Origin of the sequence: Xanthomarina sp. F1114 (assembly GCF_026410255.1) — a bacterium.
In the GTDB taxonomy this organism is placed as follows: Bacteria; Bacteroidota; Bacteroidia; order Flavobacteriales; family Flavobacteriaceae; genus Xanthomarina.
In genome coordinates this window covers 192,177-207,709 of record NZ_JAPMLL010000004.1, presented here as the reverse complement: position 1 = coordinate 207,709, position 15,533 = coordinate 192,177, and the positions used below count along the sequence as shown (strand labels likewise).

The 15,533-nt window shown below is 32.7% G+C and carries 15 protein-coding genes; 1 reads left to right on the top strand and 14 read right to left on the bottom strand.

Translation table 11 applies throughout. The annotated features are described in order from the left end of the window. Positions 1 to 79: 79 nt before the first annotated feature. The 13 genes from OS188_RS04860 to hemN all read right to left on the bottom strand — a co-directional run bounded on the left by OS188_RS04860 (position 80) and on the right by hemN (position 12,258). Entirely contained in the window at positions 80 to 931 is an 852-nt protein-coding gene (locus OS188_RS04860) for a hypothetical protein (protein WP_267147701.1), read from the bottom strand. Positions 932 to 1,033: 102 nt separating this feature from the next. Then, complete coding sequence (locus OS188_RS04855) at positions 1,034 to 1,429, bottom strand: hypothetical protein (RefSeq protein ID WP_267147700.1); 396 nt, start codon at positions 1,427 to 1,429, stop codon at positions 1,034 to 1,036. A gap of 128 nt (positions 1,430 to 1,557) precedes the next feature. Further along, a complete protein-coding gene (locus OS188_RS04850) occupies positions 1,558 to 2,391 on the bottom strand; it encodes a universal stress protein (protein ID WP_267147699.1) in 834 nt (277 codons plus the stop codon). A 111-nt stretch (positions 2,392 to 2,502) separates the two neighbouring features. Beyond that, positions 2,503 to 3,285, bottom strand: coding sequence for an ABC transporter permease (locus OS188_RS04845; protein ID WP_267147698.1), 783 nt, complete (start codon positions 3,283 to 3,285; stop codon positions 2,503 to 2,505). Next, the gene (locus OS188_RS04840; protein ID WP_267147697.1) at positions 3,278 to 3,985 is read right to left on the bottom strand and encodes an ABC transporter ATP-binding protein; all 708 of its coding nucleotides are present in this window, start codon (positions 3,983 to 3,985) and stop codon (positions 3,278 to 3,280) included. Before OS188_RS04840 ends, OS188_RS04845 begins: the two co-directional genes overlap by 8 nt. Then, complete coding sequence (locus OS188_RS04835) at positions 3,972 to 5,228, bottom strand: nitrous oxide reductase family maturation protein NosD (protein ID WP_416236504.1); 1,257 nt, start codon at positions 5,226 to 5,228, stop codon at positions 3,972 to 3,974. The genes OS188_RS04840 and OS188_RS04835 overlap by 14 nt, the downstream gene beginning before the upstream one ends. A gap of 193 nt (positions 5,229 to 5,421) precedes the next feature. After that, entirely contained in the window at positions 5,422 to 5,856 is a 435-nt protein-coding gene (locus tag OS188_RS04830; protein WP_267147696.1) for a nitrous oxide reductase accessory protein NosL, read from the bottom strand. Positions 5,857 to 5,881: 25 nt separating this feature from the next. Next, the gene (locus OS188_RS04825; RefSeq protein ID WP_267147695.1) at positions 5,882 to 6,496 is read right to left on the bottom strand and encodes a hypothetical protein; all 615 of its coding nucleotides are present in this window, start codon (positions 6,494 to 6,496) and stop codon (positions 5,882 to 5,884) included. 146 nt (positions 6,497 to 6,642) lie between these two features. Next, positions 6,643 to 8,616, bottom strand: a complete 1,974-nt coding sequence (nosZ, locus tag OS188_RS04820) for a Sec-dependent nitrous-oxide reductase (RefSeq protein ID WP_267147694.1) — start codon at positions 8,614 to 8,616, stop codon at positions 6,643 to 6,645. 33 nt (positions 8,617 to 8,649) lie between these two features. Next, a complete protein-coding gene (locus OS188_RS04815) occupies positions 8,650 to 9,228 on the bottom strand; it encodes a fasciclin domain-containing protein (protein WP_267147693.1) in 579 nt (192 codons plus the stop codon). 11 nt (positions 9,229 to 9,239) lie between these two features. Continuing rightward, positions 9,240 to 9,743 carry a c-type cytochrome gene (locus OS188_RS04810; protein WP_267147692.1) on the bottom strand — a complete coding sequence of 168 codons (504 nt, stop codon included), beginning with the start codon at positions 9,741 to 9,743 and terminating at the stop codon, positions 9,240 to 9,242. 297 nt (positions 9,744 to 10,040) lie between these two features. Next, positions 10,041 to 10,874 carry a universal stress protein gene (locus OS188_RS04805; RefSeq protein ID WP_267147691.1) on the bottom strand — a complete coding sequence of 278 codons (834 nt, stop codon included), beginning with the start codon at positions 10,872 to 10,874 and terminating at the stop codon, positions 10,041 to 10,043. Between the two features lie 19 nt (positions 10,875 to 10,893). After that, positions 10,894 to 12,258: an oxygen-independent coproporphyrinogen III oxidase gene (hemN, locus tag OS188_RS04800; protein ID WP_267147690.1), complete on the bottom strand. Its 1,365-nt coding sequence runs from the start codon at positions 12,256 to 12,258 to the stop codon at positions 10,894 to 10,896. A 136-nt stretch (positions 12,259 to 12,394) separates the two neighbouring features. Between hemN and OS188_RS04795 the strand changes: the two genes are divergently transcribed. After that, on the top strand, positions 12,395 to 12,985 hold the full coding sequence (locus OS188_RS04795) for a superoxide dismutase family protein (RefSeq protein WP_267147689.1): 591 nt from the start codon (positions 12,395 to 12,397) through the stop codon (positions 12,983 to 12,985). Positions 12,986 to 13,122: 137 nt separating this feature from the next. On the opposite strand, the gene OS188_RS04790 is transcribed toward OS188_RS04795, so the two are convergent. After that, complete coding sequence (locus tag OS188_RS04790; protein ID WP_267147688.1) at positions 13,123 to 15,351, bottom strand: TonB-dependent receptor; 2,229 nt, start codon at positions 15,349 to 15,351, stop codon at positions 13,123 to 13,125. Positions 15,352 to 15,533: the final 182 nt, after the last annotated feature.

Genomic DNA, 15,533 nt, shown 5'->3' with positions numbered 1-15,533 from the left:
GGAAATAAGTTTAGGAGATATTTAGACAGGCTGTTTTTAATACCAACCTGTCTTTAATACCTTAATAAGATTTTTTTAATTAAAATTCCAGTTCTAGATAAACACTACTTTGCGGATTCTCTAAGGTTACTGCTTCACCTTTTAAAACAGTATTTGTCTCATCTAAAAGTTGTAGGTTTAAAACCCAATACCCTGTCATGGTTAAAGAAAGGTTTCCTTGATACATGCCATCACTTCTATAGGTTAAATCTGTATTGTTTGGAGAGCTATGGTTACCCATATCCGGCATTCTTGGGTCAAGCGTAATCGTGTAATCTTCTACAATAGGAAAAGACATCATGTTTTCCATTTTATACAAACCTACTTTCATAATATTTGTAGCAATTTTTGGCGATTGTGGTTCTATTAAGGCCAAGACATATTTTACATCATCGCTCCCTTTAAAAGTAGTTACATTTTGATTGTAGTTTTGCGTAACTGTTATTGTATCTGTTACCGTATAATCTACATTATCAATAGTATAATTTAAAGTTAAAGACCATCCCGATCCATCCAAATTCGTCATTTGATAAATAATATATCCCTGGTAAACCGTATTCTTTCCTGGTGCTTTTTCAATAGTAGATTTAGGACAAGAATGTTCCATGCTTGGCATTTCCATTACTGGCATCCAGTTTATTGTAAAATTTTCGAAAAAGCTATTACTAGTGTTATCCTTAATTCTAACACTTATATCGTTATAACCTGTTTTAAAATGTCCGGTTTCACTCCATAATTCAATGGTATGATTGTTATTTGTAAAATCTTGAATCTTTGTTAATCCTTCTACTTCATTAATTACAGGTGGTTGGTCATTATTATCATCGTCTGATGAGCAGGCAGTTGAAAACAAGGCAATAAATAGAATTGGTAATATATATTTTAGTTTCATTTTGTGTGTTTTTAGTTTAAAATTTCGTGTAGCAAATTAGGCTAACATCTAAAAATAGGTTAGTAACTGCTTAAACTCTGGGAGTTTATCTAATAAGAAAAATTAACTAAAAATGGGAGGTGGCGTATCGATCTCTAAAAACGTTTTTACGATTTTAGACGACTTATGAATTAATAAAACTTGAGGTAATTTGTATTCTATAAATTGCGATTCTATGGTATTGATATCTGAAACAAAATACACATCTAAAGCGATTCTTTTGCTTTCTTGAGCTGGAATTTGACTATTAGAATCTAGCTCGTTTTCTACAAGTTGTTTTGCTAATTGACATTTACCATTACAACCTTGTTGATTATCTTTTTGAATACATAAGGTTTTAGCAATAAAATCTTGATTTACAAGAAACTCTCCTACAATAACCAGCGTGTTTATATTATGTGCAAATAATATAAACACAAGTATAAAAGCTGTTATTTTATGAGTTACTGATGAAATCATACGCAAATTTACACAAGAATACCTTTGTAAAACATGATTTAAGTCACTTTATTTATTCTTATTTAAAATAAAAAAAGAGCTAAAATTCAGGATTTAGCTCTTTAGTTTTATTATAGAAAAATAGTATTTTATCTTTTAAAGGTCATAACCGGTAAAACAGATCTATTTGCAATATCTTCTGAGATACTTCCTTCAAAGAAATGTGCTATTCCCGTTCTTCCATGGGTTGCAACAGCTACTAAGTCTGCTCCAATTTTATTAGCAAAATTTAAAACACCTTTCTCAACACTATAATCGGATACAAAATTAACATCATTTAATTTCGAATGGTTTCCTTCGGCTTGCATTAAGAAATCGCTTACAGTCTGCTCCATTTCATTACTGCTTCTAAATCTATCTGAAGGTAAATTAACATATAACAAATGCAGTTTGGTATTTAAACCTTGAAATAGTTTAGACATACGTTTATAAACATCTACTGATTCCAATGAGAAATCGCTGGCATAAACAACATCGTTAAAGATATCTTTATTAAATCTATCTTTTAAAACTAATACAGGTATGTCTGAGTGTCTTACTACTTTTTCCGTATTAGAACCTACAAACATTCCTGACAATCCGCTAGTTCCTTGCGAGCCCATAATAATTAAATCAACGCTGTGTTCTTTAGCTACATCATTAACCTCACTAAACACCTTAAAGTGTTTAACTATAGGCGTAATTTTGGCTCCCTTAAAAACGGGTTTATCTAAAAACTCTGTAAACCTTTTTTCAGCAAGTCTTAAAAAGAAAATTGCTTTTTGTTGTTGTTCTGAATCTGAAGTATTAAGCACAGCATTAGACATTTCCAACATGTGTAATGCCAGTATTTCAGTATTGCTATTTTTGGCTATTTTAACAGCCGCTTCCAACGCATACTCTGATTGATCGGAAAAATCTATTGGAACAATAATCTTTTTCATTTTTGATAGGTTTTAGTGTTGATAATATTTAGTATTTCTGATACTTATTTTAATAATCTTAGCTCTAATTAATATATAAATAGTGCTCTAACCAAAGGTACGAAAAATCGACTAAAAATCTTTCTTTTTAGCTTTAAAAATGATTCTTAAAACAGGCATAATTATCCAAATTGTAAGCATACTGATTGAAACTATTAGTCCAAAATTTGTTCCGAAAAACTGTTTAAACACAGCTCCTGTATAACCCAGTAATGCCGAGATATCAAGCTTTAATAAAATAAGTGTCCGAGATAAATCTATAGGGTTTAACATGGTTCCAATTAAGGACAATTTATCTAAAGGATAATCCTCAAAAATAACAAGCGACATTAAGAAAATACCATCATAAATAATAGCTAAAAATAACCATAATAAAATGGCATAACCAAAACCTTTAATTCTGTTTTCGTTAGACAAGGCAATATTAAAAGCTAAGGCAGTAAAAATAAAAGTTAAAAAAGTTCCTGTAATTAGTAATAAGGAGAAATCCCAGATAGCATTAGATTTAAACAAACCGTAAAAAATAAACGGAATTCCCAAACCTAAAATTAAACTCATAGACAGAGAAATAGCCACTCCCAGATATTGCCCTAGAAATATGGAAGATCTTTTTAAGGGCTGCGCTAATAAGAGCTCTGTAAACTCTTTGGAGTTGTAATAATACATAACTCCAAAAATGGTTCCTATTAGTGGCACTAAAACAATAATAACATTCATAAGTGTAATTACAGCTTTAGATAGGTCGTTGTTTAAAAACAACAAAACAACCCCAAGTAATAAGTAAAATGCAAAATACACGTAACTCCAACGGCTTCGCATTAAATCGTAAAAACTATATTTTAAAATTTTAAGCATGATTGTCTGTTAATATGGATGCGATAGCATGTTCGAAATCCGGTTGATTGGTTTTGTTTTTAAGCTCACTAATACTTCCTTTAAAGTATATTTTACCCTCAAGAAGAAATACAATTTCATCTGAAATCTCTTCAACAAAACTCATAATATGCGAGGTAATCAATACTGTTTTTCCTTTAGCTTTTTCTGCCTGGATTAATTTTTTTAATCGAATTAACGAAATTGGATCTAAACCAGATGTTGGCTCGTCTAAAATTACTAAAGGACTATCGAACATAAAAGTTAACACAAGGTTTACTTTCTGTTTAGTTCCTCCAGAGAGGTTTCCTAATTTTTTATCTAAAAAAGGTTCTAATTTAAAAAGACTAATTAGTTCTTTATCCAAATCTGTTTTACCCCGTAAGTCTTTAATCATTGTAATTAATTCCTTAACTTTTAAGTTAGTTGGAAAATTAGCAATTTGAGGTAAATAATCTATTCTATGTCTATAATCAGAGCTATTTTTTATATTTTCACCTAAAACAGAAATAGTTCCTTTATCGGGAATTACCATTCCCAACAAACACTTTATTAGTGTTGTTTTTCCGGAGCCATTTGGACCTAATACAGCAAAAATTCCGCCTTCTCCAATTTCCAGGTCAAGACCACTTAAGACTTGATTCTTTCCGAATTTTTTATGTAAATTTTTAATTTCTATCATGCTCAATGCGTTTCATTCTTGGGTTTTCATCCATTAAATCGTCTGGAGTAAACACTGGAGATACTTTTTCTGAAAAATCTATGAGATCAATAAATAGACTTCGTAATAGAATTATGGTCTCCGGGGTTTTATTCACTATATAAGAAAACAATTTTACAGGTCTATAAGGAACATCTCCAATACCATCTTTATCTAGATCGTAACCGGTATAATTGCTCCAAAAATTATTATTAAATTTATTATCGTTAATTCTTCCATTATATGAAATATCGAAAGAATTATATAAAAAGTTATTGTCAATAATCTGATTTTCATAGCAAGCACCTTTTACCCTAATGGCATAACCATTACTAATAAAATCGTTATTACTATACACTAAACGGTTACTTCCTTCTACCGTAATTCCCACGGTGTTTTCAATAAAGTGGTTGTTAATAAGATTGGCATCGTTAACCTCTTTTAACAGTAATCCGTATGATGCTGTACCCCAGTTTTTGGTAATAATATTATTTTCAACTTCCATAAATTTCGAAAACATTAAAGCTATTCCTGCTCCATTGGTTTCAAAAACATTATTAATAACCGTGTTTTTGTTACTAAACATAAAATGAAGACCATAGCGTATATTATTCTTACTAAAGTTATCTATAATACTTATGTTGTCTGAGAATTCAAGGTAAATACCATCTCGAACTTTACGGACATCATTCCCTCTTACTTCCACATCTTTACAATACCATAAATGGATGGCATTTCCGGAATTAAATTCAGTTACGGCTTCTCCTTTTACCTTATTATTTAATACTTTTCCATTCTTTGATTTTTGAAGATAGATTCCAAAAAAGAGTTTTTCTAACTCTAAATTCTGAATAATAAAGCCTTCACTATTTACAACCCTCACAGCTGCATAGTCTGTAGTATAACTTACGCCTACGTTAATAATTTTAAAGCCATCTAGCGTAACATTATCGGCACCAATGGTAATAACTTCTCCCTTTTCTTCACCATCTATAATTGGAAAATCTTCTCCAATTAAGGTTATACTGTTATTAACTTTTAAATTGGCTTCTTTATAGATTCCTTTTTTTACTAGAATTGTATCACCGTCAGACGCTTGTTGTAATGCTTCGTGAATTGTTGTTATGTCGCAAGAAGCACAAACTGTTGTTGTTTGTGTCCATACACTTGTACAAAACAACAATGCAATTATGAAGAAGAATGTGTTGTGTTTTTTTTTCAAAATGAAGTCAAAATTTATCAATGCTAAGTCATTCTCTCGCGAGATAAAATAAAGTTTGAAGATACAGATTTTAATGAAGTTTAAAGACTTGAACTCTATAAAATTGAATCTTCCAGAAAACAAATTTAATAAAAAAACCTCAGCAAGTATTGATGGTATTTTAACCATAAAGAAACTGCTGAAGTTTTTTATTATTTTAAAGTTTTAGATGATTCTGAATTTCTTCCCAAGTATAAATATCACCTGTAAATTCTTCTTGGGCTTTCTCTCCGGCATCTTTATTTAAAAAGGCTGAAAGATTTGCTCCCATTGGGCTTTGTAATTTTTTGCTCACCAAAAAAGTAGCTTTTGTAGCATCTATTAACTCCCCAGGTTGACGGAAGTCTGCCACTAAATAATGTGCCATTTCTGTATCTTTAAATTCATCTTGTAAAGCATGAACCATACATTCAATAGCATCGTATTTATATACTTTCCCTTTGGATGTTACTAATTGTGAAGCATGTTGTCTATCTACAATCGTCATATCGCAATAATGACAAGCATCTGAGCCGTAATTTATTGGCTGTGGGCTAACATTACACGAAGACAACAAAAGACTTATAATAGCCAGAAAAATAAACTGTTTCATCTGTATAAATTTTAGTAATGGATAATTAAACTGCTTTTTTAGATTCATTTTTTCCAACAAAGAACGCTACTAAAGTAAGTATCATTCCTAGAAAAATCATATAAGCGCCTGTACCTGGCCATGAATCTACATCAAAATTAAGCATTTTTTGATATCCTAAAAGTGGTGGCTTATATGTCATAGGTGTACCATCTAAGTTTTCAAGTTTCATAATAGCTTTTGGATCTAAATTAGTCCCGTAATCTATTAACCATAAATTAAAATCGTACATACCCAAAATTCCAAGTATAGACATAAGTACAAACCAGCCTAAAAACCATTTGTAACTTAGTTTCCCTAGGAAACCTAGTAAACCTATAATTACTCCAAGAGCAACCATAGTTCCAATTACAAGTGGAAAGACTTCAAACTCCCACATATCTTCAACTTTAGGAATTGGCCTCATACCAATATAGTGATTAAGACCATCTATATTCTGTATATCAAACTCTTCTACACCTTGAATTCCCTCAATATAAATATCCATTCCTAGAGGATCTGGATATTGCGGTGCGCCAAGCATGATGTTCCACAAAGGAAATTTAAAAAGCCCCAATAATAGCAAGGACCCAATTATCATAATTATTCCTGCTTTTTTCATAGTAATATCAAATTAAATTAACCATTCAGTTAATAGCGTTTAAAAAAGAAAGGCGAGAGCGACAAATCAACTCTCGCCTTATAGTAGGAAAATAAACACTAAAACAAAATTTTCCTAAACTTATAATATTAGTTATTAACTAGGTACTAGTCCTCGCCTAAAGACCAAGATAATTCTATATTAGAATCTGCTGGAGATACACGTACGTATCCTTGCATTTCTTGGTGAAGTGCAGAACAGAAATCCGTACAATAGAATGGCCATACCCCTACTCTTTTTGGTTCCCAAACTAATGTTTTTGTTTGTCCTGGCATAATCAATAACTCAGAGTTATTGGCACCAATTACAGCAAAACCATGAGGTACATCGAAATCTTGTTCGTGGTTAGTAACGTGGAAGTATACTTTGTCTCCTACTTTTATACCTTCGATATTGTCTGGAGTAAAGTGACTACGGATCATACTCATATAAATATGTACGTCTTTACCATTACGTTCTACCTTGGCATCTGCAGAAGAAAGCGTTGCATAAGGATGTTCGTTTTCTGACAACTTATATATTTTTTTAGAGTTTTTAGCCACAATGTCAGCAGGAATAGCAGCAGCATAGTGTGGTTCTCCATGTGTTGGAAAATCCAGTAAAAGCTCCATTTTATCGCCAGTAATATCAAACAACTGCGCTGAATGTTCCAACTCTGGTCCTGTTGGCAGGTAACGATCTTTTGTAATCTTATTCATAGCTACAAAGTACTCTCCAAAAGGCTCACGTGAGTTTCCACCTGGGATCATACCATGTCCTACTGAATAGAATACTGGTTGACGATCTAATACTTCCCAAGTTCCAACTTTCCATTTAACAACCTCAGAAGAGATAAAGAAAGTGGTATATGCATTTCCTTTGTCATCAAACTCTGTATGTAATGGTCCTAAACCTGGTTGTTTAACTACACCAGCCAAAATATCTTCAAAGTTTAAGATTGGAATACCATAAGCTTCTCCATCAAATCTCTCGTTTTCAATAGCATCAAGCATCTTAGTAAAACTATGCACAGTTAAATCTGCAGAAAGTTTCCCATTACCTACAATATATTCTCCAGTTGGATCTACGTCACAGCCGTGTGGCGATTTTGGAGTTGGTAAAAAGTAAACTGCTCCAGGAACATCTAAAGGATTTACCGAAAGTACTTCGTCAATCATTGTAGAAGTAGCTGTATGGTTCTCATCACTATAAACGTTATGTGCGTATTTAGCAGGAACTTTTGTTCCACCACCATTATTTACGTATTCCTCAATTTTCTTCCAGTTTATGGCTGCAATAAAATCTTTATCGTTTTGTGAGGCATTTACTTCTAATAATGAGTGAGCTTCTTCCGTATTATAGGTAGTAAAGAAGAACCAACCATGACTCTTGTCACGTCCAGGGTGCGAAAGATCGTAGTTAAATCCAGGCATCATTAACTGGAATTTAATTCCCATTCTTCCTGTATCTTGATCAACGCTAATAAAAGTAAGTGCTCCTTTAAAGTTACCTTTGTAATCTTTAATAGACATGTCTTTTTGAGGAACCGGAACAGAGAAACGTGTACCTGCAACTACATACTCCGTATTTTCGGTAATAAAAGATGAACTGTGGTTACCTGCACTGTTTGGAATTTCAATAATTTCTTCAGTTTCAAAAGTTTCCAAGCCTATTCTTGCAATACGTGGCGTATTATTTCCGTTTATAAAAATCCAACGTCCGTCTAATTTACCATTAGTCTGTGAAATATCAGGGTGATGAGAATCATCCCATGGCACAAAACCGAAAGAAGTGTTTAACATGGGTTTGGTTTCTTCTGAGTACCCATAACCATTGGTAGGGAATTGAGAGAATACTGGAATTTCCTTGAACATGCGTCCTGAAGGAAGTCCGTAAACTGTTAAGTTCCCCGTATATCCTCCTGAGAAGAATCCATAATACTCATCGTGCTCACCTGGAGCTACGTAAACGCGCTCTGCCGCATTGGTAGAAAGACCACCTTGCCCTTTTTTATTTTTACTGTCATTTCCATTCCCGTTATTACAACTAACCATTGCAGCAGCTATGATAAGGAAATATAAAATATTAAATGGTTTTTTCATTATTCTATTGTTTAAGTTAAATTGATTTATAGATTAGTTTGCTGGTAAAATTACTTTATCCACTACGTGAACAATTCCGTTTCCTGCAGGGATACTTGCAATAATTTTAGCACCGCCTACATACACGTCGTCACCTTCTACCACAATAGCAACATCTTGCCCATTTGCCTGACCCAACTTCTTAAATTTTTTCAAAAAGTCTTGAGAGTAATTTCCTGGAGTAACATGATATTTTAAAATATTAGCCAAAGCATCTTCATTCTCTGGTTTTAATAAATCGTCTACTGTTCCAGCTGGCAAAGCATCGAACGCTTCGTTAGTTGGTGCAAATACCATTAAAGGTCCAGCATTAACTAAGGAATTCTCTAAATGAGCTGCTTGAACGGCTGCTACTAACGTTGTATGGTCTGGTGAGCCTATAGCAATTTGAAGCACATTAGGTGTTGATCCGTCGTCTTCAATAAAAGCTTGACCTTGTTTTTCTGGTGCTTCTGTAGAAGCAGGTACGGCTACATTTTCTTCTTGAGTATTATTTTTGTTGTCTTTACAACTTACAAATAATACAACAAGACAGATAGTAAATAAAAATTTAAGGTTGGTTGTTGTTTTCATATTGGTTATTATTAAAGTGTTCTAAAATACTCTAGTACTGCTCTTGCCTCGTCTTCAGTTAAATTTTGGTTAGCCATTGGAGATCCATTAAACTCTACTAATAATTCCTTAGCTAAAGGATCTTCTTTAACCATTACCTCTGGATTTAAGATCATGTTCATTACCCATTCTGGAGTTCTAATATCTAAAACTCCTTTTGGAGCAGGACCAATAAATTTCTTGTCTGGTCTGTGGCAAGCTGTACACATTTTCTTGAAAATATCTTCACCTTTTGTAGCTAAAGACTGGTCTATTTCTGCAGGTAATTCTAAAGACTTAATTGGACCTACACCTTTATTAACTAAATCTACCCTTTTAGAAGGAGGTACGACCTCTGCTTCTTTAGGAGCTTCTTTTTTCTCTACTGGCGCTTTTTTCTGGAAAGTGTTTGTTTCTTCTTTTTTCTCTTCTTTTCCACCACAACTCATTAGTAGTGAAATAAATAGTACGGTAAAAATTTTTAGTGTTAACTTCATGATGTGTTTTATTTTATTAATATGACAAATGTAAGTGCTAAGTTTACATTAAAATATGACATTAATCATATTTAGGACAAAAACATCTTCTAAATGAGATGTTTTTTTTACCACTATATGCAAACAAAGAGACTTATAGTTTAATAAACTGATTATCAATATAAATAAAAAAGATGAAACAAAAAAAAGAGTTAAACCAAAATTTAACTCTTTTATAAACACTAATTATTTTTACTAAACTACTTTCTAAATGCAGAGCTTAGAATTACAAAATTAATTATCAATTAATTCTATATGTTACATTCTAAAAGTCATTACCGGTAATGTAGAATGATTGGCGATATCTTCTGAAATACTTCCTTCAAAGAAATGTGCAATTCCTTTTCTTCCGTGCGTTGCCACAGTAATTAAATCTGCTCCAATAAGGTTTGAAAAATTTAAGATTCCCTTTTCAATAGTATAATCATTAACATAATTTACTTCGTGCATTTTTTCTATTCCTCCATCTGATTTTCTTAAAAAGTTAGCCACTTGTTTTTCAATTTCTGCCGAGCTTTTAAATTTAGAACCTGGTAAATTAACATACACCAAGTGCATGGTGGCTCCTAATTTTTCAATCATTTGTTTTGCTCTTATATATTGTTCTATGGCTTCTTCCGAAAAGTCGCAAGCAAAAACCACATTTTCAAACTCCATTAAGATTGGGTTATGTTTTATAACTAATACTGGAACTTCTGAGTGTCTTACTACTTTTTCTGTATTAGAACCCACTAAAACTTCCTTAAGACCACTAGCTCCCTGAGAACCCATTACAATTAAATCGGCTTTATGTTCTTTAGCCACATCATTGACTTCACTAAAAACCTTAAACTGTTTTACTATTGGGGTTACTTTTATATCTTTTAAATAGTCTTTATTCAAAAAGTCTTCAAACTTCTTTTCTGCAAGTCTTAAAAAGTAAATAGCTTCCATTTGCTTCGCGCCATCTGCTTTTGTTAAAATTGCATTTGACATTTCTAACATGTGTAAAGCAAGAATTTCAGAATTATTTTTCTTAGCTAATACGGCAGCTGCTTCTAAAGCAAATTCAGATTGCTCTGAGAAATCTACTGGTACAATTATTTTTTTCATGATTTTTGGTTGTGTGGTTTTAAATAGTCATTGAGAACAATTGGGTTTCCGGCATGTTTTCTTGCAACAATAAGTCGAAAGCCATACAAATGTTTCTAACAAATGGTTTTCCTTTTTCTGTAACTTGTATCGAGTTTCCTTTAATCTCCATCAAACCATCCGACTCCATTTCTTTAAGTCTTTCTAAAACTTCAGGAAGCTCTTCAAAATAAAGTTCTTTCTCGTCCCAAGATGTTTGGAACTGACACATAAGATTTAAAATGTGTTTTCTTATTAATAAATCTTTTTCATTTAAAAGATGTCCTCTATAAATAGGAATAATATTTTCTTCTATTAAATGATAATATTCTTCCAGGCCTTTTACATTTTGAGCAAAACCATACCAACTATCGCTAATGGAAGAAACTCCTAAACCAATCATAGCTTTTGTTTTAGAAGCTGTATAACCCATAAAGTTTCTATGTAGTTTATGCTGGTCTATAGATTTATAAAGAGAATCTGATTTTAGAGCAAAATGATCCATTCCTATTTCTACAAAACCAGCTTCGGATAAACGTTTTTTTCCCAATTCGTATTGTCTACGCTTTGTTTCTGGACTTGGTAAATCTTCTTCTTTAAAACCTCTTTGCCCATTTCCTTTAATCCATGGTACATGCGCATAACTGTAAAATGCCAAACGATCTGGCATAAGTTCTTTGGTTTTATTGATGGTTTCTTCTACATGTTCTATAGTTTGAAATGGTAAGCCAAAAATAATATCATGACTTACAGAGGTGTAACCTATTTCTCGCGCTTCTTCTGTTACGCGTTTCACATTCTCAAAAGGTTGAATTCTATGAATGGCTTTTTGCACCACTTCATTATAATCCTGAACCCCAAAACTTACACGTTTAAATCCTAAATTGTAAAGAGTTTGTAGATGATCTTTGGTGGTATTATTAGGGTGTCCTTCAAAACTAAACTCATAGCCTTCTGCTAATGTGGATTTTCTTAAAAGTCCATCTATCAGTCTTTTTAAATTAGCTGTAGAAAAAAACGTAGGCGTTCCTCCTCCAAGGTGAATTTCCTTAATATGAGGTTTCCCATCAAATAATTTACAATACATATCCCATTCTTTTAAAACCGCGGTAATATATGGCGACTCTACTTCGTGACGTTTTGTAATACGTTTATTGCATCCACAAAACGTACATAAACTTTCGCAAAATGGTAAGTGCAGATACAAACTTAAACCTTCAGAACTATTACTCTCGTTAAAAGATTTTATAAGTGACTGCTTCCATGATTTAGAAGAAAATGTGCTATTATCCCAATAAGGAACAGTTGGATAACTGGTGTATCTTGGGCCAGCTACATTGTATTTATTTATTAATGAGTTCTTCATACCTAACTAATTAAGGTGCAAAAGTATATTTAAACCGAATTGTAAAATATGATTTTTGTCATATTAGCGCGACTAAAGTTTTAAAAACGTCTATTAATTGCTTAACTTTGAGTAAACAAATAAACATTATTTCAAGATGAAAAAACCAATATTAATCGCCCTATTGTTAACAATAAGTCTAGCAATAGGCTGTAAAAACGACAAAAAGGAAAACACAGAAGCAGAAGCTACTGTCACTGAAGAACAAGCAACCGAACCTGCCCAAGAAGAAGAGGTTACTAAACTAAAAATTAGGTTAAATCCTAAAAGTGATAGCAACGTAAAAGGTTCTGCTGTTTTTACTGAAGAAGACGGAAAAGTAACTATGGTTGCTGTTTTTGAAGGTTTAACCGAAGGAACTCACGCCATACACTTACACGAAAAAGCAGATTGCTCTGCTGCAGATGGAACCTCGACTGGAGGACATTGGAACCCAACAAATGAACCTCATGGAAAATGGGGAGATGCTAAAGGATACCATAAAGGTGACATAGGAAATATGGAAGCCGATGCAAATGGAAATGCTACTATTACTTTTAGTACAGATCAATGGTGTATTGGATGTGGAGACCCAAACAAAGACATACTCAATAAAGCCGTAATTGTGCATGAAGGAGTAGACGACTTTACAAGCCAACCAACAGGTGATGCTGGGGGAAGAGTAAGTTGTGGAGGTATTATTAAATAATCTCTTTTAGATTGATAATTTTTAAAAAGCTGCCTTTTTGGTAGCTTTTTTTGTTTTCTTACTAAAAAAACAACATGAAAAAACAAAAGCGCTCGTTTTTTTTAACAAGCGCCTTTATCGTCTTAATTGTTCAGCTTTTAGAATCTATAGCTAATATTAGCTTTAAAGAAAAATGGAGTTCCAGGTGTAAAATGAATTTCATCTACAGGTTCTAATTCATTTTGCAATCTGCTTTCTGTAGCAAACTGTGTTTCGTTCCATTCCGTATCGAAAAGGTTTTCAATAGTTATACCTAGAGTTAGATTATTTTTAAATTGGTAACTCAGGTTTAAGTCGGTTACAAAATACCCTTCGGCAACTAGAGAGTTATCTTCATTTGCAGGCCTATCATCTATATAACGATAACGCAAAGCGCCAGAAAAACCGTTTAAACTATTTACAGATAAACCCCCACTTAGTGTAAAATCTGGTGCTAAAGGAATATAATCTTCTCCTGCAGGTTCGTCTACACTTCTTGCATTATTTATAGTAGCATCTGTATCAAAATATAACCAATCCATTATTTGATACCTCAATCCTAAGTCTAAACCATAACGCCTGGATCTTCCACTTGGCTCTACAATTCCGCCATCTCCAACATAAACAAACTCTTGTTCTAAAAATAAATACCATAAAGCTGTATTAAAAACTACTTTGGGAAAAGGTTTCCAAATAGCTCCTAAATCTGCACCATAAGCTCTTGGTAAAATATCTTCACCTCTTTGCTGTACCACTACTCTGGTATCGTTAGAATGAAAACCAATTCCTGTCTTTAAGAACCATTGCAAATTCTTGTTTTGATTAAAAAAGAGATTCAATTTAGGACTAGCAATAGTTTTGGTTTCAGACAAAGTTTCATATTCCGGAACTAAAGCATCGTTATACATAAATTTAAAATAATCTAACCGTAATGCTGGGGCAATAACAAATTTCCCCAAATCTATTTCAGCATTAATATAAGCATACATATTGGTTTGGTTAACATCTCCTAAGGCCATGTATTCTAGTGTTTCACTCCTGTTTACAGTATGCGACAATTCTACATCGTTTGCAAAATCGTAACGCATTCCAAAACCTCCAGTGTATTTAGCATCTGCCGAGCCTAAATGAGAATCTTTAATAAACTCGGTATTAAACCCAAAAATATCTCTAGCTTCTTTTTGTTTTAATTGATCGCCATTTATTGGGTCTTCAAGGAAGAAAGTGAAGTTTGAATAGAGCTCAAAATTATATTGCGAATAAAATACATTAGATTTAAACTGTAAATCTTCGGCTAATTGCGAATTATACTCGAGATTTAAATTACTTCTAGATGTGTTTCCTCCTTCGGTATCATCTATAGATCCCCAACGATCAATTAAACCACTATCTACAGCTCTTTGAGGGATTTGACCTGAAGCATCCCAACGACTTTGAAAATGTGAGAGTGAGACCGATAACTGATCATTTCCTTTTAAATAAGTCGTATATTTTCCAAATAAGTTAATACGATTAAAGTTTTGTGGAGAATCATACGGGCCATCAAACTGAATATATTCTAAAGCTACATAGGCATTTTGATTAGGCGTGTTTCCTAATAAATCTAACATAGCAAGCGTTCTTAAAGAATTGAATTGTCCGTAACTAAAGTTTATTTCGCTAGCACCAATATCTTCTTTTGTGTTGAAATCTACATAACCAGCTGTGGTAAAATCGCCTTTGTTGGCGTAATATGGTCCTTTTCCGAAGTTAATATTATTTAGAGTTTCGGGAATTATAAAATGTAAATCGCTATAACCTTGACCATGGGCATGAGACACCATGTTTACTGGAATTCCGTCTACTGATAGATTAATATCTGTTCCGTGGTCAATGTCGAAACCTCTAAGAAAAATCTGTTCGGCCTTTCCTCCTCCAGCATGTTGCCCAATAATCAAACCTGGAACTTTACGTAAAATTTCTTGAGACGAGTTTACCGGATTGGTATGTAAATCTACTTTTGCAATACTATTTAATGCATCTATTTGTTCAGTAATCACCAACTCGTCTAATAAAATAGTTTTACTTTTTAAAACAACTACAAGTCCCTTGTTAAAATGGTTTTCATCTAAAACAACAAAGGTTTTCTTATACCCTAATAAACCAATACTTAAAGAATCTCCAGGTTTATTATTGTCTAAAACAAAAGAGCCGTTTGCAATGGAATGCGCATGACTAGAAGAACTTGCGTTATAAATATAAGCATCTTCGAGAGGCTGGTTTTGTTCGTCTTTAACAACACCTTTTAGGTTTTGAGCAGTGATATTATAAAAAAATAAGAGAAATAAGATAGTAGAAAAATGCTTCATAAATAATAATCTTTAGCTGATAGGCAATTAACTGGTAAAAATAATATTACACAATAGAGAGCTTATAAGTCTTAACTATTCTTTAACATTTTAAAAATTTACCACTAAAACATATATTAAAAAGATATAACTGTATATAGGTTGCATAGATATAATTAGGTAAATTAGTAGAATTAACACCT